General features: G+C 31.9%; 20 protein-coding genes and 1 tRNA gene. 20 read left to right on the top strand and 1 reads right to left on the bottom strand.

Going from position 1 to position 22962, the window contains the following annotated elements; genetic code table 11:
* Nucleotides 1-3 precede the first annotated feature (3 nt).
* From B8965_RS04910 to B8965_RS04985, 16 genes are all read left to right on the top strand, one after another.
* Nucleotides 4-79: transfer RNA gene (locus B8965_RS04910), tRNA-Phe, on the top strand.
* Between the two features lie 282 nt (nucleotides 80-361).
* On the top strand, nucleotides 362-1915 hold the full coding sequence (locus tag B8965_RS04915) for a carboxypeptidase-like regulatory domain-containing protein (RefSeq protein WP_084052739.1): 1554 nt from the start codon (nucleotides 362-364) through the stop codon (nucleotides 1913-1915).
* A gap of 116 nt (nucleotides 1916-2031) precedes the next feature.
* On the top strand, nucleotides 2032-2916 hold the full coding sequence (locus B8965_RS04920) for a hypothetical protein (protein ID WP_084052740.1): 885 nt from the start codon (nucleotides 2032-2034) through the stop codon (nucleotides 2914-2916).
* A gap of 151 nt (nucleotides 2917-3067) precedes the next feature.
* A complete protein-coding gene (gene scfA / locus B8965_RS04925) occupies nucleotides 3068-3214 on the top strand; it encodes a six-cysteine ranthipeptide SCIFF (protein ID WP_084052741.1) in 147 nt (48 codons plus the stop codon).
* 105 nt (nucleotides 3215-3319) lie between these two features.
* Nucleotides 3320-4699, top strand: a complete 1380-nt coding sequence (gene scfB / locus B8965_RS04930) for a thioether cross-link-forming SCIFF peptide maturase (protein ID WP_242941930.1) — start codon at nucleotides 3320-3322, stop codon at nucleotides 4697-4699.
* Nucleotides 4700-4854: 155 nt separating this feature from the next.
* Nucleotides 4855-6249 (top strand): peptidoglycan DD-metalloendopeptidase family protein, encoded by a 1395-nt coding sequence (locus B8965_RS04935; RefSeq protein WP_084052742.1) that lies wholly within the window; start codon nucleotides 4855-4857, stop codon nucleotides 6247-6249.
* Nucleotides 6250-6349: 100 nt separating this feature from the next.
* Nucleotides 6350-7267: a thioredoxin-disulfide reductase gene (gene trxB, locus B8965_RS04940; RefSeq protein WP_084052743.1), complete on the top strand. Its 918-nt coding sequence runs from the start codon at nucleotides 6350-6352 to the stop codon at nucleotides 7265-7267.
* Between the two features lie 150 nt (nucleotides 7268-7417).
* A complete protein-coding gene (locus B8965_RS04945) occupies nucleotides 7418-7693 on the top strand; it encodes a DUF6506 family protein (RefSeq protein ID WP_084052744.1) in 276 nt (91 codons plus the stop codon).
* A 144-nt stretch (nucleotides 7694-7837) separates the two neighbouring features.
* Nucleotides 7838-8698, top strand: a complete 861-nt coding sequence (locus tag B8965_RS04950; protein ID WP_084052745.1) for a peptidase MA family metallohydrolase — start codon at nucleotides 7838-7840, stop codon at nucleotides 8696-8698.
* A 48-nt stretch (nucleotides 8699-8746) separates the two neighbouring features.
* On the top strand, nucleotides 8747-9073 hold the full coding sequence (locus B8965_RS04955; RefSeq protein ID WP_084052746.1) for a BON domain-containing protein: 327 nt from the start codon (nucleotides 8747-8749) through the stop codon (nucleotides 9071-9073).
* A 102-nt stretch (nucleotides 9074-9175) separates the two neighbouring features.
* Complete coding sequence (locus B8965_RS04960; RefSeq protein WP_242941931.1) at nucleotides 9176-10312, top strand: S1C family serine protease; 1137 nt, start codon at nucleotides 9176-9178, stop codon at nucleotides 10310-10312.
* An 84-nt stretch (nucleotides 10313-10396) separates the two neighbouring features.
* Nucleotides 10397-10855, top strand: a complete 459-nt coding sequence (locus B8965_RS04965) for an iron-sulfur cluster assembly protein (protein WP_084052747.1) — start codon at nucleotides 10397-10399, stop codon at nucleotides 10853-10855.
* Between the two features lie 223 nt (nucleotides 10856-11078).
* Entirely contained in the window at nucleotides 11079-11759 is a 681-nt protein-coding gene (locus tag B8965_RS04970) for a peroxiredoxin (protein WP_084052748.1), read from the top strand.
* 252 nt (nucleotides 11760-12011) lie between these two features.
* Nucleotides 12012-13205 carry a pyridoxal phosphate-dependent aminotransferase gene (locus B8965_RS04975; RefSeq protein WP_084052749.1) on the top strand — a complete coding sequence of 398 codons (1194 nt, stop codon included), beginning with the start codon at nucleotides 12012-12014 and terminating at the stop codon, nucleotides 13203-13205.
* Nucleotides 13198-13623, top strand: a complete 426-nt coding sequence (locus B8965_RS04980; RefSeq protein ID WP_084052750.1) for a universal stress protein — start codon at nucleotides 13198-13200, stop codon at nucleotides 13621-13623. Before B8965_RS04975 ends, B8965_RS04980 begins: the two co-directional genes overlap by 8 nt.
* A 115-nt stretch (nucleotides 13624-13738) precedes the next feature.
* On the top strand, nucleotides 13739-14461 hold the full coding sequence (locus tag B8965_RS04985) for a sulfite exporter TauE/SafE family protein (protein WP_084052751.1): 723 nt from the start codon (nucleotides 13739-13741) through the stop codon (nucleotides 14459-14461).
* A gap of 45 nt (nucleotides 14462-14506) precedes the next feature.
* Here B8965_RS04985 and B8965_RS04990 read toward each other — a convergent pair whose 3' ends face one another.
* The gene (locus B8965_RS04990; protein ID WP_084052752.1) at nucleotides 14507-15955 is read right to left on the bottom strand and encodes a hypothetical protein; all 1449 of its coding nucleotides are present in this window, start codon (nucleotides 15953-15955) and stop codon (nucleotides 14507-14509) included.
* 162 nt (nucleotides 15956-16117) lie between these two features.
* Between B8965_RS04990 and B8965_RS04995 the strand changes: the two genes are divergently transcribed.
* From B8965_RS04995 to B8965_RS05010, 4 genes are all read left to right on the top strand, one after another.
* Nucleotides 16118-19777, top strand: coding sequence for an S-layer homology domain-containing protein (locus tag B8965_RS04995; protein ID WP_084052753.1), 3660 nt, complete (start codon nucleotides 16118-16120; stop codon nucleotides 19775-19777).
* Nucleotides 19778-20050: 273 nt separating this feature from the next.
* Nucleotides 20051-20773: a sulfite exporter TauE/SafE family protein gene (locus B8965_RS05000; protein WP_084052754.1), complete on the top strand. Its 723-nt coding sequence runs from the start codon at nucleotides 20051-20053 to the stop codon at nucleotides 20771-20773.
* Nucleotides 20774-20858: 85 nt separating this feature from the next.
* Entirely contained in the window at nucleotides 20859-21338 is a 480-nt protein-coding gene (gene rlmH / locus B8965_RS05005) for a 23S rRNA (pseudouridine(1915)-N(3))-methyltransferase RlmH (RefSeq protein ID WP_084052755.1), read from the top strand.
* A gap of 132 nt (nucleotides 21339-21470) precedes the next feature.
* Nucleotides 21471-22904, top strand: a complete 1434-nt coding sequence (locus B8965_RS05010; protein ID WP_084052756.1) for a LuxR family transcriptional regulator — start codon at nucleotides 21471-21473, stop codon at nucleotides 22902-22904.
* The last annotated feature ends 58 nt before the right edge of the window (nucleotides 22905-22962 follow it).

Raw genomic sequence — 22962 nt, forward strand, 5'->3', positions numbered from 1 at the left:
TACGCCTCGATAGCTCAGTCGGTAGAGCAGAGGACTGAAAATCCTCGTGTCGGTGGTTCGATTCCGCCTCGAGGCACCACAAGCTAGTTACTTCGGTAACTAGCTTTTTTTATGTTCATATTATAAAATAGTTAATGCATAAATCAAATCATTAAGATAAAATTAAGTGATTCAAGTATGGACAATATTTTTAATTACAGACTATTAAATTAGTACATAAATTAAGTAAGGGCAACATAAACAAAGTATTTACGTATTTAGGATAGTATAGTCAAATTATGGTTCATACAAGTGGGAAATATAAATAAGATACAAATATAAATACAAATGGAAATGGAAATAAGGAAGGTGGGACAGTTTTATGGACAATAATAAGAAAATTACAAAAAGGATAATAATTTCCTTGATAATTTTAGGTATTACTTATGCTAGCTTACCGACAATTTTATATAGTGCAGCTAATTATTATGAGGGGCAAAAGGAAAGTAAAAACATAGCAGAAGGGTTATATAAAAAAATCACTAAATATTTTCCCCATAGCTCTAAGGCTCCTAATTCTTTAGAGGCTTTAATAATTTCGAATAATGTCCAGGGAGAAAGTATTTTCATTACTAATCATTTTACCTCATCTAATCCTAATACTTACATACCGACAGCTAAAGGGGTAGAATATTATAAACTTCTAGTCCAAAAATATCCTAACTCCCAGCAAGCAAAAGCTGTTCCGTTAAAAATTGGTCAATATTATGAAAGTATCGGATATTATGGTGAAGCAGAGAAATATTTCTTACAAGGATTAACAGAAGATAGAGAAAGTTTTGTGGCCTCTGAAAGTAATTACCATTTAATAAAATTATATTTAAAAAGTAAAAGTCCTCAAAAGGCACTAGAGTATATCGAGATTTATCGTAAAAATTATCCTGAAAGTTTAAAGGCTGAAATGTATCTTTTGGCAGGAGATGCTTATCAAACCTTGGGGGATTTTAAAAGGGCAGAGAAATCATATAAAAATATTTTAAAATTAGAGCAAGGTCAAGATGATTCGGATTTAATGGATGAGAAAGCAACAAACAGCTTCTATAAAGAAAAGATGGAAGAAAAATTATTTCAAAACCAAAGAAAGTTAGCAAATATTAATCAAGAAAAGGCTATAATTCAAGGTTTTTTAGGTAAAGACGGAGAGGCATTGAAGAATGTTGCCATCTTTTTAATAGATGAAAATAGAGAAAAGGTAAATTTTTGCACAAGTGATATTGAAGATTACCCTGTCACATATGTAAATGATAAAGGGCATTATGAATTTAGAGATATTATTCCCGGGAAATATAGCATTGGTTTAGGGATATCCAAAAAAGATTTAGCAGGGTATACCCTTGTGCCAGAACAACAAATCTATGAAGTTACTGCTGCGCAGACTTTAAACGTTGATTTAAAACTTGTTCCTCTTTTACAGGTAAAACAACCAGAGATTAAAGAGGAAAGTGAGAATATTACTTTGCAGTGGGAACAGGTAAAAGATGCCCATCATTATACCTTAATTGCTGGTTGGGTCAAAAGAAATAAAGATGGCGTAAGTTTTAATAGTGCTGAGTTGCGCGAAAATATTCCTACAAATGAAATAGTTTTAGCTAAAGATGAACTTCTAGAGTTTAATTGCCCCCAGCAAAAGCTTGATGAGAAAAATATAGATCTAGCAGAGGGTAAACAAAAAGCAAAGGCTAAGATTAAAGAAAATCAAAATGAATCAGAAAAGGAAAAGGAAAGATACCCTTCCTTACTTCATAAAGATGGCCAGCATGAGTTTGCATGGAGTATTAAGGCCTATGATCGGGATAATAATTTAATCACCGATAGCTCTGGATTTGAACTTTTTATTAATCAAAGCTTGAACACTTTTTTTATTCCAGAGAAATAAACTAGAAGGAACTTTTAGATTTAAAGTAAAATTGTCCCCTAATAGAAAACTAATTTGATAATTATATAAGCAATTGAGATTACAAGTAAAAGCTATTAAGTAAAAAGGGAGGAAATATGAAATTATCCAAAGGGTATAATATAGTGTTAGGAATTTTGCTAGTAACTAATATAATGACCTTAAATACACTAGGTAATCTGGAAAATAATATTAGTAATAGACTTAATAATGGAATTAATAGTATTCACAATGAAGTAACATCTATACAAGATCAGGTAGAACAAATTAGAAGAGAAAACGCCTGGATTAGTAATTTCTATGATGAGGTTCTTGGTCAAGGTAGCCAGGATTATAATTTAAAAGTAAGAGTAAGTTGGACCTTTAACCATTTAGAAAAAAATACCCAGGTTTATTTGTTAGTAAAAGGAGATCAAAAAGAAAATTGGAAAAGATTTACGGCGCAAAACACAGCTGGTCTTAATTATGCTGTAGATTTAGATTTAAATAGTGCGGATAATTATGAAACTCAAGTTTTAGTGGTTAGCCCCACTGGAGAAAAAAGTAAACCTGAAGGTACTATCAGATTGAAGGAAATGTTTCAAAATCGTTATGATATTAATACACACACAAATAGGAAAGGTGAAAAAGTATCCTGGAATATTGATGTCATGGAATTTGGAGACCTTAAATTGCAGGAAGAATATAAAGATTTAAAGGTAATCAAAGATTTTGAAATTAAATCTATTAAGGCTAAACTTTATAAAGAAGGCAAACTATTTAAAACGGAAGAATTTAAAAAAGAAATTTATGATACTGACTTTATTAAATGGACTTTTGACGGAGAAACCAAAGAAAATTTAACAGGTAAGGTTATTATTGAATTTAAAAATGGTCAAACTCGTGAAGAATTCTTCCCGCAAATTGGGCAAGGAAAAGAGGGTTATTTTCCAGCTAATGAAGTTGAAGTAGAAGTCGTAGAAGAAAGCGCAAGACTAGATTAATAAATATCAACTAAAATTTAAATAAACTTAACTTATTAGCAAGAGCCACGCTTAAAGAGAGAATGTTAGAGGATTATTTTAAAAAACTTGTTCAGCATATCCTAGAAGTGATATAATATCATGTATTAAAGAAGTAAAGGAGGTCGTTAACATGAAAAAAGCACATATCAAAACTATTAATCCACAAAATTTACAACGTACAATTAAAACAGGTGGTTGCGGAGAATGTCAAACTTCTTGCCAATCAGCTTGCAAAACTTCTTGTACTGTTGGAAATCAAGCTTGCCAAAACAATTAGAAAAGGCCCATTAATTGGGTCTTATTTTTTTGATATAATTATCGAGTTCTAAACTTAAAATCAGCATAAATATCAGGTTCTAAACTTAAAAAAGGGGCGGTAAAAGTGGACTTAAATTTCAATAATATTCATAAATTTACTTTTGACGATTTAAATATATTGATCGACATTAACACAGGAATTCTCCATGTTATAGATGAAACAACTTTTGATTTATTAGACAAGGTAGAAGGGTTAGGATCATTTGAGGCAGCACAAGATAGTTTGAAAAACAAATATACCGAAAGCGAGTTAACTGAAAGCACTACTGAACTACAGGATTTAATTTCAAAAGGAATGCTCTTTACTCCTGAAAAAGAAATTTTAGAATATAAGCCGACTAGTAATCCTATCGTGAAAGCGCTATGTCTGCATATTGCTCATGACTGTAATTTAAGATGTACTTATTGCTTTGCAGGCCAAGGTCCTTATGGAGGAGATCGCTCGTTAATGAGTGAGGAAGTAGGTAAAAAGTCTATTGATTTTCTGTTACAGGCATCAGGACCTAGAAAACATGTTGAAATAGACTTTTTTGGTGGGGAACCTTTACTAAATTTAGATGTTGTTAAGAAATTAGTGGAATATGGGAAAGAAAAGGCTGCCGAAGCAGGTAAACAGATGAAATTTACCATTACAAGTAATTGCGTTTTATTAACTGATGATGTCCAAAAGTATTTAAATGATAATGATATTAGCTGCGTTTTAAGCATTGATGGTCGTAAAGAGATTAATGATAAAATGAGACCATTTGCAGGGGGACAAGGCTCTTATGATATTATTAAAGATAAAATTGTTAATTTTACGAAAAGTAGACAAGGTAAAGAATTTTTCGTGCGCGGAACTTTTACTCGTAACAATTTAGATTTTGTAGAAGATGTAAAGCATTTAGTTGAAGAAGGTATAGATATTTTATCTTTAGAACCAGTGGTGTCTGATGAAAATGTAGATTATGCATTTAAAGAAGAAGATATTCCTACTTTAAAAGAAGAATATGAAAAGTTAACTCGTTACTATTTGGATTGTTATGAAAAAGGTAAAGGGTTTAATTTCTTTCACTTTAATGTAGATTTAAACCAAGGTCCATGCCTACCAAAGAGACTTTCAGGTTGTGGTGCAGGACATGAATATTTAGCGGTAAGCCCAACAGGTGATTTATATCCTTGCCATCAATTTGTAGAAAGAGAAGAATTTAAAGTAGGGCATGTAGATACAGGTGTAACTAGACCAGAAATAGGCAAGGAGTTTCAAAATGCTCATGTTTTAAATAAGCCAGAATGTAGGGAATGTTGGGCACGTTTTTATTGTAGTGGGGGCTGTCATAATAATAATCTTCAATTTAGAGAATCTTTGTTAAAACCATATAAAACAACATGTGAACTACAAAAGAAAAGGACAGAATGTGCATTATATCTACAAGTAACAAAATATTTAAATAATAATGTATAATTTGGGTAAAATTAGGAAATATTAACGATAAATACTATTTAATAGTTGAAAGTATTGAAATAGTCCAATGATTATGATACAATGCCTTTGTTATTAGTGTAAATGGTTATGCTTTAGAAAGGCAGGTGGAGTGCTGCAGTTAATCTGTAGTTTATATGACTCAATTAATTGAAAAGATGAAAAAGAGTAGAAAATTACAAATCATAATTGGTTGTTTAGTGTTGCTGTTAATGGTCACCTCTATCTCTGCAGCTTCAGGGAAGGCTTATCAAGTTGTAGTTGATGGAGAAAAGATTGGTTATGTCGGAAAAAAAGAGTTATGTGATAAAGTTATAAATGAATTACAAGCAGAACAAACGGAAGAAACCAAAGAGGTTATCAAAGGAATTGCTAATAAAGTAGAGCTTAATGATGGTAAATGTGATAAAAAAGATTATCTAACTGAAGAAAAGCTTAAAACTATCTTAAAAAATCGCCTTGATTGGAAATTAGACGCAGTTGCAATAAAAATAAATGACAAGCCTAAGGTTTTTCTTAAAGATGAAAAGGACGCTCAAGCAGTTCTTGATCTAGTTAAGAAAAAGTATACTCCTGTGTCTGATAATACAGATGTAGTAGAAGTTAATTTTGAAGAAAAAATAGACATCGAAAAATGTGAGACAAAAAAATCTAGCTTACTAGATCCTAAAAAAGCTCTTGAATATATAGTTTTAGGAAGTAATAGTATTGAAACATACCAAGTATCTGAAGGAGATACTGTTTGGGATATTGCCCATGCTAATAACATGACAGTGGGAGAATTAGAAGAAGCTAATCCAGGAGTTCCAATCGAAAAATTATCTATTGGACAAGAATTAAATTTAGTGAAAACTAAACCTTTATTAAATACCGTAACTAAATTTAAATTAAAGGCAGAAGAAACTATAGCATGTGAAACACAGTACATAGATTCTGCAAAGTTATATAAAGGACAAACAAAGGTTACTGAAGAAGGTACAAATGGAAAGAAAGAAGTAACTTATCAAATTGTAAGTAAAAATGGTGCAGAAGTACAAAAAGAATTAGTTGAAGAAAAGGTTATCGAAAACCCTAAAAATAAAGTAATCACTAAAGGAACTAGAGTTAAATCTAGAGGAAATTATATGGTTGCTTCAAGAAGTAATGGTGGAAGCGTAGTAGGTAGCGGAAACTTAAATTGGCCGCTAAGAGGTAACATCACTTCTGGTTATGGTAGTAGATCTTTAGGATATCATACAGGAATTGATATTGGTGGTAATACTGGACAAGCCATTCGTGCTTCAGATTCTGGCAGAGTGACATCAGCTGGTTGGAGAGGAAGCTATGGTTACTGTATAGATATTTCTCACGGGAATGGAACCTCTACACGTTATGCTCACCTTTCTAAAATCTTAGTTAGTCCTGGACAAGGTGTAAGTGCTGGACAAACTATAGGACAAGTTGGTAGTACAGGTAGAAGTACAGGTCCACATCTTCATTTTGAAGTATTAGTAAATGGAAATCATACAAATCCTCTTAGATCTTTGAATTAATTATTGCACAGGAAATAATCCTGTGCTTTTTTTTATAAGCTACATATGATATACTATACCCTATAAGGGTATGACAAAGTAAAACTAAGGAGGAATTCTGATGTATGATGTAATTGTGATTGGCGGAGGTCCAGCTGGGCTCACTGCTAGTATATATGCCGTTAGAGCTGGTTTAGATACTTTATTAATTGAATTAGGGGCTCCAGGGGGGCAAGCAGGAACTACTGACATGATTGAAAATTATCCAGGATTCCCAGATGGAGTTTCTGGACCAGAGTTAATGATGAGTTTTCATAAACAAGCTGAAAATCTTGGCGTTAAATTTAAATTTAAAAAAGTATCACAATTAGAATTAAAAGGTCCAGTTAAAAAAGTTTATGCCGGTGATGAAGTATATGAATCAAAGACCGTTATTATTTCTTCAGGAGCACACCCAAGAGTATTAGGTGTTGAAGGAGAAGGTAAACTAAGAGGTAAGGGCGTTTCATACTGCGCGACTTGTGATGGTTTCTTTTTTAGAGGAAAAGAGGTTTTAGTAATTGGGGGAGGCGATACAGCTCTCCAAGAAGCTCTTTATCTATCTAAGTTTTGTAGTAAAGTTACAATCGTTCATCGTAGAGATCGCCTAAGAGGGGCTCAAATGTTACAAAAGAGAATAGATAAAAATGAAAAAATAGATGTAGTTTGGGATAGTGTAGTAGAGAGAATTGAAGGTGAAAACAGCGTAGAAAAGGTAGTTTTAAGAAATGTAATTACCAAGGAAACTAAAGATATAAATGCAGCGGGCGTATTTATCTTTGTAGGATATTCACCAAATGTAGATTATTTACCAAAAGGTTTAAGATATGATAAACAAGGTTATCTAATTACGGATACTGAGATGAAAACTAATATACCAGGTGTATTTGCAGTTGGAGATATTAGACAAAAAGGATTAAGACAGGTATCTACAGCAGTAGGAGATGGTGCAGAGGTAATTGTGGCACTAGAAAGATATCTAGCTGAACAGGAGGATTAGAATAAATGAATCCTAGAAGAAATGATAGAAGAAAAAAGGCTGTAACAATTTTAGTAGTTTTAATTTCAGTAGGCTTATTATTACCTTCCTTCGCAGGAATTGTGTCAGTTATTAGTCAATAATATACAAAATTTGAAAGGGGAAATAGAAATGGATCAATTTCAATATGCATTTATTGTAAAAGCACCTGGATATAGCTTAGGAAATCAAAAAACTTCAGTAGAGTCACCAGAATTTAAAACAACTGTAGTAGGGGTAAGGGATTTGGATGAAGCCTGCCTAGCTGCTCAAGATTTAGTGAAAAATGGCGTTAAAGTAATTGATCTTTGTTGTGGTTTTAATGAAGAAGATGCCAAAGAAGTGTATAATAAAGTTGATGGCGCAGTAAAAGTTTCAGTAGCAGCTGTAAGCTTTAATAAAAAGTAATTATTTATTCGCAGTTGATCCTGCGATTTTTTTTTGCCTATTTTGCCATTACTTACATAAACTTTAATAGTATAAATCATGTTATACTGTTAATTACTCTCGTGACTCTTATTCTGATAAGATAAATTAAAGGGAGGTGTATTTATGCGCATGATAATAGAGCATAAATTAATAATCTTGCCACTATTAATACTCTTCTTATTCTTCTTTATGTTTAGTCCTAGTTTTACAAAAGTAAAAGTCTTAGGATATCAATCCATTCGAAATTTTTATATCTATCAATTTGATACAAAGACAAATGATTATGAAGAAATAACAAGCAATCACTTTAAGGTTAAATATAAAGGAAATCCCGATAATGCAGAACTCGTTTTAGAAACTTCTGAAGAGATCTTTAAAGAAGTTACTGGTAAATTAAACTTTACCCCTAAAAGCCAGACCCCTATTATTATTTATCCAACAATGCAGGATTTTAACGCTAGCTTTGGCTGGGAAGGAGACAAAAGTCCTATGGGTGTGTATTGGATGGGGAGTATAGGTATATTATCTCCTGAAACTTGGATAGAGAAAGAAGATAAAGAACAAATATTTAAGGATATGGGCCCAATAGCTCATGAATATACACACTATATTGTAGATTATAAAACTAATGGCAATTATACACGTTGGTTTACAGAAGGCTTAGCTCAGTATATTGAAGAAGATGTAACAGGATATACCTTACCAGAGCCTTGTGCCCAAGATAAAAAGCATATTTATTCTTTTAGCTGTTTAGATAAAAATTATGATAACCAAGAAAATCAAGATTTAGCCTATTGGCAATCTTTAATGGGTATTAGATATTTAGTGGATAGTCATGATGAAACGATAATTAACCAGTTATTAGATGAGTTAGCCCTAGGAAATAATTTTGCATCTTCTTTTAAGAAGGTAACAGGCGAAAGTTTAACTTCATTTGAATCAAACTTAAAAAAATATATCAAACAACAAGAAATATGTAATTAATATCCCCCTTTTGGTAATACTAAAAAAAAGTGCCAAAGGGGTGAGTAAATGAATAAGAAAAAAACGAACGCAAAAAATAAGGCATTAGATACAGATCAAGAAACGGCAAATGAATTAATAGCAGAAGTAAAAAAGGAACCCTTAATTCCTACTTCAAGTAAAAATAATGAAGAAATAGCCTCAAAATTAGAATATGATCTAAGTAGAAATCCACATATCGTTTCCTCTTTATTAAAAGTATCAGTAGCAGATGGAAATGCATATGTTAAAGGAAAAGTGCATAGCTTAAATAGTAAACAAAGTATAGATGAAGTAATAAAAGGTTATCCAGAAATAAAAAATATAGTAAATGAAACAATCATAGCACTTAGTTAAAATATTTACCTCTCTATAATGAGGTAATATTTTTTTGGCATAATATTCATGACATTTCCTCAGAATATAGTTATAATTATAAGTAAAATTTGTATTTAGGGGGTGTATATTATTAGTTACTTTAATGAAGATCAAAACTTTAAGCAAAGGGGTTTATTTGGTTATTTTGTTATTGCTGTAATAGCTGCATTCTTAGGTGGATTAGTAGCTTTATATCTTGCACCAAGCATTTTGGGTAATAATTCGAACGGATATCAATTGCCACAAAATCAGCAAACAAATCCTGCTATCCCAGAATCTAAGGAAGATTTAAGTACAGTAGAAGCAGTAGCAGAAAACGTAGGTCCTACAGTTGTAGGGATAAGTAATAGAGGCGTTGTCAGAGATTTCTTTGGACGTACCAGTGTAGCAGAAAAAGGAAGTGGGTCAGGAGTAATAATTGATACAAAAGGATACATAGTAACAAATCATCATGTGATAGAAGACGCCCAAGAATTAGTAGTTAGTTTAGCTAATGGTGACAAGGTTAAAGCAGAATTAGTAGGTAGTGATCCTCGCACTGATTTAGCAGTTTTAAAAATTGAAGCTAAAAATTTAGCTATAGCACCTTTAGGCGACTCTGATAAATTAAAAACTGGAGAATTAGCTGTAGCTATTGGTAATCCATTAGGCATAGAATTTGCTAGATCTGTGACAGTCGGTGTAATTAGTGCAACTGATAGGTCGCTTACAATTGGTGATCGACAGTTTAAATTAGTCCAAACAGATGCAGCCATTAACCCTGGAAATAGTGGAGGAGCACTTGTTAATAAACATGGTCAAGTCATCGGAATTAATAGTGCAAAATTAGCGCTTACAGGTGTAGAAGGCATGGGTTTTGCGATACCAATTAATAGCGCAAAGCCTATTATTGAAGAATTAATTGCACAAGGCTATGTGAGTAGACCATATCTTGGTATACTAGGAACAATTGTCGATGAAGTAACAGCTAAAAGATATGAGGTGCCAGTGGGAATATTAGTTCAACAGTTCTCCCCTGAAAATGGTCCCGCTGCTAAAGCTGGTATCAAAGAAATGGATATTATCACTGCAGCTAATGATAAACCTATCAAGGACTTTAATGACCTTAATAATGTTTTAGAAAAATTAAAACCAGGCGATGAAGTTAAGATTAGTATAGACCGAGAAGGTAAAAAGATGAATCTTACTGTTGTTTTAGAAGAGATGCCAAAGAAATAGTAATATTAAATTTCACGCTCCATATTATGTATTAGGCAGGCAAATAATTATTTAGCCAAAATACAATAAGGGGCGTGAATATTTATGGATGAAAAAGACTATGGTAAAAGTGACTGGAAAGGCGAAATTAAAGACAAGGAAAAGTTGACGCAATTAGTAGAAGAGGTTACTGCTTGTAATACTCCACCTACTGATTTTGGATCTTGTATATCAGGTTCAGCGCGAATAAAAATAGATCCATGTAAATGTGTGGGTGTAGCGGAAGTAAACTATGATGCAACTGAAAATGGAAAATTACTTTATGTAACTATAAAAGCAACCAATTTATGTCCAGGGAGGACATTAAATGTAGGGGTGGTTGTCTTTGATAAGGGAACACCAAATATAAAGGCTTTTAAAACAGTTCAATTCACACCAAGTATATGCAATCCTTGTAGTTCTGCTACCCTAGGGCCTATCTGTATCTTAGTACATGATGATAATTGCAGAAAAGTAGAGTATGATATCAATATAATCGCGAACTATGCAGGGATGTGTTTTTAAATTAAAAGAGACGACAGAAAAGTAGAGTATAATATTAATATAATCGCAAACTATGCAGGTTCGTGCATACCACAACCTAGATAAATTTTATTCTTCTCGTACTGTGATGTTATCATCACAGTTTTTTTTGTCCTTTTAAAAAAGGATATTGCAACAAAAAGGAGAAACTTTAGAGTATCAGTCTTAGTGAGCTTAAAAAAATAATTTAAGGGGGATTAAGATTATGGAAGAATTAAAGGTTAATAAAATGCCTTTACTAGGCGATGATGCACCAAGCTTTAAAGCGGTATCAACACAAGGTGAAATTAACTTTCCAGAAGATTACAAAGGAAAATGGGTAATTCTATTTTCCCACCCTGCAGATTTTACACCTGTTTGTACAACAGAATTTATGACTTTTGCTAAAATGGCCGATGAGTTTAGAGCCTTTAATACTGAGCTAATAGGCTTATCAATCGATTCACTTTACTCACATATTGCCTGGTTACGTAAAATTAAAGAACTTGAGTGGAAGGACATGAAAAATGTAGAAGTAATGTTTCCATTAATTGAAGATATTAAAATGGAAGTAGCTAATAAGTATGGCATGGTGCAACCAGGTCAATCAACTACACAAGCTGTAAGAGCTGTATTTGTAATCGACCCTCAAGCTAAAATCCGTACTATTTTATACTATCCACTTTCTTTAGGTAGAAATTTTGATGAGCTATTACGTATCGTTATTGCCCTACAAAAGGCAGATAGCGACCAATGTGCTACTCCAGCTGATTGGAGACCAGGTGATGATGTAATTATTCCACCAGCAGGATCTTGTGGTGTTGCCAAAGAAAGAATGGAAAATAAAGATGATGGATCCTATTGTTTAGATTGGTTCATGTGTTTTAAAAAGGATAAAATTCAATAAGATATTAGTTTTAAGAAGATAATATCATTAAAATAAATATAAAAATAATGTTAAAGAAGTAGTATAGTTAAAATAAAATTAAAAAAATAATACAAGAAGGCCTCGCTGATTTTAAAGGGTATGCTCCCAGTCTATTAGACAGAGAGTATATGAAATCAGTTGGGGCCTTTTTAAATTTTTCCTTTTAATAAAATCTCTATAATACTATGATATAATCAAAAATAACTAATAATTCCAAAAGGGAGTGTTAAAATGAAATTAGCAGATAAAATGTATTCACTAGGAACAGAAACAGCCTTTGATGTTTTAGCAGAAGTCGTTAAATTACAAGAACAAGGGAAAAACATTATTAGTTTTGCTATCGGTGAGCCCGATTTTGATAGTCCAGAAAATATTAAACAAGCCGGAATAGAAGCAATTAAAAATAATCACACTCATTATAATCCATCCGCGGGCTTGCTAGAAGTTCGTAAGGCTCTTGCGAAATATATAGAAAGGACACGAGGGATAGAGGTTAGCCCTTTAGAAGTAGTTATCACACCAGGAGCTAAGCCTATTATATTTTATGGATTACTAGCTACTATTAATCCAGGAGATGAAGTAATTTACCCTAACCCCGGTTTTCCAATTTATGAATCCATGATTAATTATGTAGGCGGGGTGGCCGTGCCTTTAGCCCTTAGAGAAGAAAAAGAATTCTCTTTTAGACCAGAAGAATTAGAAACAAAGATAAACGCTAAAACTAAAATGATTATTCTTAATTCTCCCCACAATCCGACTGGTGGAATGTTAAGTACTGAGGATTTACAGCAAATAGCTAGAATAGCAATAGAAAATGATTTATGGGTAATGGCTGATGAAGTTTATTCACGCATTATTTATGACCAAGCCTTTGAGAGCATTATTTCCATACCTGGAATGAAAGAAAGAACTATATTAATAGAAGGAATGTCTAAAACATATGCCATGACAGGCTGGAGAATTGGGTATGGAGTAGCCCCTGAAATAGTTGTAAATGCTATTGCAAGATTATGCACTAATAGTATCTCGTGTACCGCAACTTTTACCCAGCTTGCCGCACTTGAAGCAGTAACAGGGCCCCAAGAAGATACAACCAAAATGGTGCAAGAATTTAAAGAACGTAAAGATCTAATCGTAAAAGGATTAAATGAGATTGAAGGAATTAGTTGCCTTAACCCTAAAGGGGCATTTTATGTTTACCCTAATGTCACCAAGGCTTGTCAAAATAAAGGATTTAAAAATGCAAAGGAATTACAAGAATTTTTACTCCATGAATCTGGTGTAGCAGTCTTGCCACAAACATCATTTGGCATGCGCAATGAAGGAGAAACAGAGGAATATATTCGTCTTTCCTTTGCTACGTCTAAAGAAAACATTATTGAAGGACTTAAAAGAATAAAAAAGGGGCTAGAAAGAAATGAATAACATCTTATTATATGTTGATGAAGAATGTTTTTCGAAAGGGGCATTAGATTATACCTTGAAAATAGCGCAGCAGTTTAAAGCTAAAATAACTATCCTGTATGTACAAGAATCAGAAGCCCCCTTAACACTTGTAGGAACGGAAGTAATTAAAAAAACCAGGGGTAAATTTCAAGATAAAGAAAACAATGAAATCTTACAAAAGGCAAAAAAGTACTTTAGTGATAGCAATTTAGAACTTAAGACCTTAACCTCCATAGGTAATCGATCAGCAATAATTATAAATATTGCTGAGATAGAAAAATGCGATGCAATCGTTATCCCTACTCCAAAGGTATCACAAGTGAAAAACTTATTGAAAAACAATGTAGCAAATAGAGTAGTAAATTATGCAAAAATTCCCGTGACCGTAGTTAGGTAAGTAGGATGACCCAAAGGAGAAACGTACTACAAAGAAAAGAATAATATTAAGGTTTTATTGTATAATAATATAAGTGTATTTTATATATGACAAGAAAAATAGAAGGGAGTACATCATGGATTCTTATATCTTGTTTTTTAGTATTGTTTTAATAGCATCAATTCTACAAACTAGTACTGGATTTGGATTTTCCATTATGGCTACTCCCTTTCTTCTGCTATTATTTATGCCGAAGGAAGCGATTCAAGTAAATTTAATTCTTTCTATTTTTATTTCAGTTGCCTTAATTACTACTATTAAGAATGATATTGATTTTGAAATCTTAAAAAGATTTATTATTGGCAGCTCTTTTGGGATACCACTTGGAATAGTTTTCTTTTTATTATTAGATATTAATACGTTAAAGTTAGGTGTTAGCATAATTATTTTAATTTTAACAGTATTATTAATTCGTAAATTCAGAATTAACCAAACCGATAAACGTGATTTTGCTGTAGGAGCTATCTCAGGTACACTAACTGCAGCTATTGGAATGCCAGGACCCCCAGTTTTATTATACTTTTCTGGAACAGATACAGAGAAAGAAAAATTAAGGGCTACCACTTTAGCTTTTTACATATTCGTTTACTCAGCAAGCTTAGTAATTCAAATTATCTTTGCAAAGACCAGTAAAACAGTGTGGCTGTCAAGCACCTATGCTATCCCTGTTGTAATTATGGGTTTATATTTAGGGCAGCTCTTATTTAAGAAAATTAACCAAGAAACATTTCGTATTTTTACATACTTAATTCTTTTATCTACTGGCTCATATTTATTATTTGAAAGCTGGAAATGGTAAGCTACAAATTAAATCAGGTGATGCATGAAGCTGGCTTAGTAATCATTATACTAATGCTATTAATTCTTGTAACTTTGCTATAACATACCTTTTATCTCGGTTTATCCTAGGGATTGATTCCCATATTTGCTGATGTTCATGATAAGAAGCATGGACAACAGTTGGTTCAGTAGATACAACGATAAATTTCCCTTTATTGGGTTGCCAGGTAAACACACAGTTTTCTTCCTGTACCCATAAATTGATGGGGTGAGGATTAGAAGTGATAAGTCCAACTTTGTAATTGTTGTTGATTTCTAGTTGAGCAATGATTCCTTGTATATGACGTAGAAACATATCTTTGGTTACAGTGATTTCAACACCTGCAATAGATGATAAATCATCATAAATAATATTTTCTGAATGAACAGCTGTTTCTATAACTGATTTATTAAAAATATGCTTAATCGAATGAATGTTTAGAGTATTATGAATGGAGTTAAGACTTTCATAATATTTTAGACATTTTTTTAAAGTTTCATCATCTAAATTATTACTAGAGAGTATTTCTTCAAATAATTTTGGTGTAATTGTTGAGAATATAGGTAAATTTGAAACAAGGATAGCATTATTAGTTGTATTTACTTGTGCAATGCTTTTTAACATCTGTAGACTATCATTGAGAGGATATACCTTAACTAAAGGCTGACAATTTGATAAGAGCATCTTAAACATCCACTGATAATGGTTTAAGGTGTTTGTGTCATTATATAAAGCAGTATAGCGGTTATTAGGAGTTTCAGAGTTCATTCCTGTAACCACAAGATTATTTTTTATAATAAACAATGTTCCTTGAAAAAGAGTATCAGTATATTTGGGATAATAAAAGGACTCAATATTTCCCGTAAAATAAAGAGGTAACCAGAGGTTTATAATCGATGATAAGTTTTCAGTATATCGATCAATCCAATGAATTATTTGAATTTTATGATTTTTATGAAGAATTTCAACCAGTTTTTGTTGCCAAATTTTTAAAAAGGTAGAATCCTCAGTTAGCCATGTCATATTTTCTTGACTTATAAGCATCAAGTTGTGTTGTTTTTTAGAATTTAATATATAATCAAAAAATTTAAAGACAGCTAATCTGCGACCACTATTTCCTTTATAGACATTAAAATTAGTACAATATGATTCCTTATTTTTGGTCACTAAAGGTGTTGATTCTGTTAACCAGCGCGAAAGGGCAACCGATAGTTGGGTTTCTGAGCCTAAATTTAATTTTGGATCATGCTCTTTTAGAAGATCCTTTAAAATATCCTGTCCTGTCGACCTATCGATTAAAATAAAATAGTTAACCATATTCTTCAAATGAATCGAGCGTAAGGGCAATGGACGTTGATTATTTCTCCATTTACTAACTAAAGAATAATCAACATTTAGTGCCCCAGCTAGCTCACGTCCAGTTATATTCATTTTATCCATGAGTATGGATAACTTTGAATTTTTATCCCTCATTAAGGCACCCCCATCGTATAGCTTTTTACAAGTATATTAGTAATATAGCGAAGATGTCTACTATTTGTCAATTAGCAAAGGATGACAAAATAGTGGATTTACTATATATGGTGGCGAATAAAGAGTTATAAATATTTTTATAATTTAAAAGGAGGGGTAAATTTGAAAAGTAAAATTAAACGTAATGTCTCTTTTTTGCTTGTAATTATGATGATGCTATCCATCACTGTAACTGGATATGCTCAGGATACTAAGGAGATTGATTATGAAAATCACTGGGCAGGAGATGTGATTAATCAATGGATAGAAAAAGGACTTGCTAAGGGGTATCCTGATAGCACCTTTCGTCCAAATAATGCTGTAACGAGAGCAGAGTTTATGGCATTAGTTAATAAATCTTTTGGATTTACAGCTGTAAAGCCCATTGATTTTATGGATGTTAAGGAAAAGGATTGGTTTTTTAGTACCGTAAAAGTAGCCAGTACAGCAGGTTATATTGCAGGTTATCCAGATAAAACAATACGCCCAAATCAGCCAATTAGTAGGCAAGAGGCAGCAGTAATTATAGCTAGAATAACTAAATTAAGTCCTAATGCTGGAATGGTTGAACAGTTATCGGATAAAGAAAATATTCCTGAGTGGAGCAAAAACCTTGTAGGAGCAGTTGTAGCTAAGGGATATATGAATGGTTACCCAGATAAAAGCTTTAAACCTTTAAATGATATTACAAGAGCAGAAGCAGTAGTAGCTCTAAATAATACGATGAAAGCCAAAGCAGACGTTACTATTTATGATCAAAAAGGAACTTATGGTCCAAAGGATGGGCTAGAAGTTGTTGCAGGAGATTGCGTTGTAAAAGCAGATGGAGTAATCCTACAAAACCTGCAGATTAAAGGTAATTTAATTATTGCTAAAGAAGTTGGCAATGGGAATGCAACTCTAAATAATATTGCAGTAGCAGGAGAAACAATTGTTCGTGGTGGTGGAGAAAATAGTATTCATATTAATGGCGGACAATATAATAAGATTAAAATAGAAAAAACAAGTAGTGGTAAAGTACGTGTTGTTGCAAATGATGCTAAAGGAATGGATATCGTAATAGCTAATGAAGCAACAGGAGACGATATTATTCTAGAAGGAAACTTTGATAGTGTTGAAGTAGAAGCAAAGGATGTAAAAATAAAGACACAAGGTGAAACACAAATAAAAGAAATTAAAGTAAGCGTAAATGCAACAGGAAATGAAATAAACTTATCTAATAATACAAAAGTTGAAAAAATGCTCTTAAATGCAGGGGCAAAAATAAAAGGTCAAGGAACAATTGTAAAAGCAGAAATTAATGCTGGTAATGTTACCTTTGAAAAACAACCTCAAGAACAAAAGGTTGCTGATACTGTGAAAGAGCAGCCTAAAGTAACCAATACATCATCTGGTGGCGGAGGTAGTAGTAGCGGAGGAAGTGGTGGTAGTCCCACTCCAGATCCTGCTAAGGCTCCAACTATTACAAAAGTAGAAACCACTCAAGATGAAATAACAGTACATTTTTCAGAAGAAATTAAAAAAATAGAATCCCCTAATTTAATTGAATTTGCTGCAGGAAGTTATAAATTTGATATCTATCAAAAACCAGGAATAGCAACACAAATACCTTTAAAAAACTATGGAGTAGTGGGTCAAACAGCTAATTCTCTAAAGTTAGTTCGTTTAGATATCTGGGGAGATTTAAGTGCTATAAATTGTGATTTTCGATTATTTACTGGAGATGGAGAAAATATAATAATTATAGCCCAAAGTGAGGATTTTAAATTTAAAGCTTTTGCAGGTGCTAAAGCAGAGGTAGAGACCATTATTATCGAACCAAATGAAATGTTTATTTCGGTAGAGGATAAAACAGGAGAAGGGCATTTAATTACAGGGCTTACAAAAACAGATTTTTATTTATTTGATGCTAATGGTAATAAGGTAGACTTTAACCTTAAAAAAGGTTCAGAAGTTGATCCATATTTACCAGATCATGAATATCAAATAACTGCTTTACAAGGAGAATTTATAGGTGATTATTTCCTAAGATTTGCAAAGGAAGGATATCAACCTTGTGTTAAAAAAATAGAAGTTAAAATAAGTGAAACAGTGTATGATACCGCAGGAACTTATGGACCAAATGAAGGTATAGAAGAAGTCAAGGGAAATGTCATTATGAAAGCTGAAGGTGTTATCTTACAAAACCTTCATATTAAAGGTAATTTAATTATTGCCGAAGAAGTAGGAAGTGGAAATGTAACATTAAACAAGGTAACTGTGGATGGAGACACCATTGTTCGTGGTGGTGGAGAAAATAGTATTCATATCAATGGCGGACAATATAATAAGATTAAAATAGAAAAAACAAGTAGTGGTAAAGTACGTATTGTCGCAACTGATGCTAAAGGAATGGATATTATCGTAACAGAAGAAGCGGCAGGGGATGCAATTATCCTCGAAGGAAGCTTTGAGAGCATAGAGGTAGAAGCTGATAATGTAGAGGTAAAAACTCAAGGAACAACCGTAATTAAAAAGTTAAAAGTTAGTCTAAATGCGGAAAATAATAAAATCACCTTAGACTCTACAACAACTGTAGACAATTTAATTTTAGATGCAAAGACTGAAGTAAAAGGGCAAGGAACAGTAGCTAAAGCAGAAGTAAATGCAGATAGTGTTACTTTTGAAAAGGCTCCCGCAGAGCAAATTGTAGGGGAAAATGTTACCGAACAACCCCAAGTAGTAGTACCAGAAGTAGGACCTTTTACTCCAGGTGAAGGAGGAAATTTACCAAACTTTACTCCTTTTACAGCTGAAGAAGATAAAATAGGTGGATTATACATTACCTATAATCAACAAATATTGCCGTTTATTTTTGGAAATACTAGACCATATCGTACTAACGTAGATATGAATTTCTTACCACCATCAGAATTTGGTGCAGATAGTTATACTCTTCAAGTTTCCGATGATAATGGTGTAAGTTGGTCAAATTATCAGAGCAATGATGAAGATTTAACAACAACAACTACTCAAGATAATTTTAGCCTAGAGAGTGTAGATAAAGATTATCAATATCGTCTACTAGTAAATGGTGGACCTAAGGATGGCTATACTTCTAATGTAGTCGAGGCTAAATTGACTTATGTGAAAACACAATTTTCTGCTTGGGGCTTAGATGAAGGTATGCATATATCTGGTATAATGGCCCCAAATATGGGAAGAGGACTAGAAGCCAGCTTTATAGTTCGGGATTTAGAGACAAGTGAAAACATAGAAAATGCAGCAGATTATTTAACTTATCAATGGTATAGATTAAATCCTGTAAGCTTTGAAATGACCCCAATTTCTGGAGCAACTAGTTTACAATATATCACTACTGAAGAGGATGCAGGATATTATCTTCTGATTAGGGCTACTGGAGATGAAATTAATGTAGGTGGTTATGCACAAATTATTTCTACCTGGGGAAATTTATTACCTAATAAAGCATATGTGAGCAATGTTACTACTGAAGGGTTTACCTTAAACCTCTATAAAGGCATAGATCAGCTTAAGATAGAAGATTTAAATCTTAGAGATCTAAATTGGAATGATGTCACAATTACTTCTGTAACCCCAGGAGATAATAATGCTGTTTTCCATATTGCTGCTACTATTGACGAAAATAGTACACCTTTATACTTAAGTATAAATTCTGACTTTTGGAGAATCGTTTCGGAGATTGAAGGTGGACATATGGAGAGTCCAGGCGTAGAAGTGAGTTTATCTACTACAACACCAAGTGAAGAGCCAAGAGACTAAGCAGCCGAAAATTTAGTTTAAAACTAATAATTGACTTGAAATTAAGACTAAATAATAAACTAAATAAATAATCCTTGGAGCGTGATATGCTCTCCTTTAGGTAGACAGATTAAAAAATAAAAATCTGACTACTTGAGGGGGAGTTTTTTTTGTGAGAAGAGTTTAGGTCTTGGCGCGATTAGAACATAAATAAGGGCATACTATTAAAGTTTTAATGTATAATAATATAAGAGTATATTATATATGGCAAAAAATAATAGAAGGGAGAACATCATGGATTCTTATATCTTGTTTTTTAGCATTGTTTTAATAGCATCAATCTTACAAACTAGTACTGGATTTGGGTTTTCCATTATGGCTACTCCCTTTCTCCTGCTATTATTTATGCCTAAAGAAGCGATTCAGGTAAACTTAATTCTTTCTATTTTTATTTCAGTTGCCTTAATTACTACTATTAAGAATGACATTGATTTTGAAATCTTAAAAAGATTTATTATTGGGAGCTCTTTTGGCATACCATTTGGAATTATTTTCTTCCTATTCTTAGACATGAATACTCTAAAGTTAGGTGTTAGTATAATTATTTTAATTTTAACAGTATTATTAATTCGTAACTTTAGAATTAACCAAACCGATAAACGTGACTTTGCTGTAGGTGCTATCTCAGGGACTCTAACTGCAGCCATTGGAATGCCTGGTCCCCCAGTTTTATTATACTTTTCTGGAACAGAAACAGAAAAAGAGAAATTAAGGGCTACCACCTTAGCCTTTTATATATTCGTTTACTCAGCAAGCTTAGTAATCCAAATTATCTTTGCAAAAACTAGTAAAACTGTCTGGATCTCTAGTACATATGCTATCCCAGTTGTAATTATGGGTTTATATTTAGGTCAGCTCTTATTTAAGAAAATTAACCAAGAAACCTTTCGTATTTTTACATACTTCATTCTTTTATCTACTGGCTCGTATTTATTATTTGAAAGCTGGAAATGGTAAGAAGCGAGTAAATAACTTTTATATAGATACAATCGGTCTTTATATAACGCCTTAAAACATTATCTTAGTAGAAGGAGCACTCCAAATGAATATAAAAATAATAGCTGTAGGAAAAATAAAAGAAAAGTTTTTAGATGCAGGAATTAAAGAATATTTAAAACGTCTAACCTCTTATGCTAAGGTTGAAATAATTGAAGTAAAAGATGAAAAAGAACCTGAAAATTGCTCACCTGCTGATGAAAAATTAATCAAAGAAAAAGAAGCTCAAAAGATAGAAAAACATATCAAAGATGATAGCTATATAATCGTCCTCGCCATTGATGGTAAAATGTTTTCCTCTGAAGAGTTAGCTACTAAATTAAACGAACTTGCCTTAAATGGAAAAAGTGACCTAACTTTTATCATCGGTGGATCTCAAGGATTAGATGAAAAAATACTGGGACAAGCTAACTTAAAATTATCCTTCTCTAAAATGACCTTTCCTCATCAATTAATGCGCTTAATCATGTTAGAGCAAATATATCGTGGGTTTAAGATAATTAAGGGTGAACCTTATCATAAATAAAATAATTGTTTATAAGGATAAAGAAAATTTAGTTTAACGTGATATAATGTTTGTAGAAATTATAAATGTTTTAGAATATATTTATAGATAAAGTTTTATCCTAGAACTAAAGATAGAGGAGTATTATAAAGTATGACTATGATTATAGAAAAAAATCGAGTAGATCAAAGAAATTTTTCGATTATAATCTTTTCCTTATTTTTTGGGTGGTTATTATCTGTTCCTTTTGAGGGGCAGGTTTTATATACTTTGATTTCTGATGCTCAAATTGAAGGAAAAACACATAATACAATCGCAGTCTTTGCTCACTTTATAGGTTTGTTTATAACAGGATTTTTAGTTAAAAGACAAATATTAGCAAAAGTAATAATGATAGTTTCTACTATTATATGTATAATCGGAAGTTTGATATTTTTCTTGCCTTTTTCCATGCTTTGGTATGTTTCTTTGTTTTTTATATCATTTTTTTCGGGTCTTTTTGTGGCTAGTTGGGGATTTTATTTTAAGGTATATTCTAAGCCGGACCAGCGTTTTAAAATAGCAGCAGAAGTACTTATTTATTCAAATATACTTATGATATTAATTAATGTAGTTTCTGTACATACCTCAGCATTAATTGCATTAAAATTATCTATTATAACACTTATTGCAATATTATTTATAACTATACGATTAGAAGTATTTTCAAATGAACAATTAAATGAAAAAATCAACTTGGAAGCAAAAAATGTGCAAAATGATCTACTCAGTATTACAAAACCATTAGTTTTTTTATGTCTATTTATTTTTATTATTACATTAAATTCAGGATTGATGTATCAGGTTGTTAATCCTAAGTTTGCTCATTTAACAGTAATAACAAGTTACTACTGGGCTGTTCCATATATTGTAGCTTTACTTATTTTAAGAAATTTACCAGGAAATATTAATAAATCATATATATTATATATTGCTTTAATTATGATAGGACTCTCATTTATATTATTTATGTGGCTAGATAAATCTATTTTTAGCTATCTAGTTATTAATACTTTAATGTTAGGTGCCTTGGGAGTTTGTGATTTATTTTGGTGGAGTATTTTGGCAAGGTTTTTTGATTACCATGATAATCCTGCTAAAGTATTAGGAATAGGTTTATCTATGAATGTATTAGGAATTCTTGTCGGAGGTTTTATTGGAAATAGTATTTTTTCGCAAGAGAATGATGTTATTAAAGTTTCTCTTATTGCTTTATTAATTATTTTTATAGTTATGATTTTTTTACCAATACTTAATATATATCTTACAAAACTATTAAAAAATCATGTATTTTTATTTAATTTTGTTAATTTAGAGGATAGTAAACAAGAAAAGGTTATCGTTGATGTTTGGGATAATAAAAATTTAACAGCAAAAGAAATAGAAGTAATTAAATTAATACTTCGGGGATATACCTATAAAGCTATATCAGAACAATTATTTATTAGTGAAAATACAACTAAATTTCATGTGAAAAATATTTATCAGAAGATGAATGTTAATACTAAAATGGAATTAATTAAAATGTTTACTGAAAATGAAAAATAGATGTAAAAAGGGAAACCTAGGAAATTATTCTTAGGTTTTTTTATTTTCTCTGATAAAT

The sequence above is a fragment of the Desulfonispora thiosulfatigenes DSM 11270 genome (assembly GCF_900176035.1).
In the GTDB taxonomy this organism is placed as follows: domain Bacteria; phylum Bacillota; class Peptococcia; order Peptococcales; family Desulfonisporaceae; genus Desulfonispora; species Desulfonispora thiosulfatigenes.

Coding starts and splice junctions, on each gene's coding strand:
- B8965_RS04915 (WP_084052739.1), top strand. CDS start 362: ATGGACAATAATAAGAAAATTACAAAAAGGATAATAATTTCCTTGATA.
- B8965_RS04920 (WP_084052740.1), top strand. CDS start 2,032: ATGAAATTATCCAAAGGGTATAATATAGTGTTAGGAATTTTGCTAGTA.
- scfA (WP_084052741.1), top strand. CDS start 3,068: ATGAAAAAAGCACATATCAAAACTATTAATCCACAAAATTTACAACGT.
- B8965_RS04935 (WP_084052742.1), top strand. CDS start 4,855: ATGACTCAATTAATTGAAAAGATGAAAAAGAGTAGAAAATTACAAATC.
- trxB (WP_084052743.1), top strand. CDS start 6,350: ATGTATGATGTAATTGTGATTGGCGGAGGTCCAGCTGGGCTCACTGCT.
- B8965_RS04945 (WP_084052744.1), top strand. CDS start 7,418: ATGGATCAATTTCAATATGCATTTATTGTAAAAGCACCTGGATATAGC.
- B8965_RS04950 (WP_084052745.1), top strand. CDS start 7,838: ATGCGCATGATAATAGAGCATAAATTAATAATCTTGCCACTATTAATA.
- B8965_RS04955 (WP_084052746.1), top strand. CDS start 8,747: ATGAATAAGAAAAAAACGAACGCAAAAAATAAGGCATTAGATACAGAT.
- B8965_RS04965 (WP_084052747.1), top strand. CDS start 10,397: ATGGATGAAAAAGACTATGGTAAAAGTGACTGGAAAGGCGAAATTAAA.
- B8965_RS04970 (WP_084052748.1), top strand. CDS start 11,079: ATGGAAGAATTAAAGGTTAATAAAATGCCTTTACTAGGCGATGATGCA.
- B8965_RS04975 (WP_084052749.1), top strand. CDS start 12,012: ATGAAATTAGCAGATAAAATGTATTCACTAGGAACAGAAACAGCCTTT.
- B8965_RS04980 (WP_084052750.1), top strand. CDS start 13,198: ATGAATAACATCTTATTATATGTTGATGAAGAATGTTTTTCGAAAGGG.
- B8965_RS04985 (WP_084052751.1), top strand. CDS start 13,739: ATGGATTCTTATATCTTGTTTTTTAGTATTGTTTTAATAGCATCAATT.
- B8965_RS04990 (WP_084052752.1), bottom strand. CDS start 15,955: ATGAGGGATAAAAATTCAAAGTTATCCATACTCATGGATAAAATGAAT.
- B8965_RS05000 (WP_084052754.1), top strand. CDS start 20,051: ATGGATTCTTATATCTTGTTTTTTAGCATTGTTTTAATAGCATCAATC.
- rlmH (WP_084052755.1), top strand. CDS start 20,859: ATGAATATAAAAATAATAGCTGTAGGAAAAATAAAAGAAAAGTTTTTA.
- B8965_RS05010 (WP_084052756.1), top strand. CDS start 21,471: ATGACTATGATTATAGAAAAAAATCGAGTAGATCAAAGAAATTTTTCG.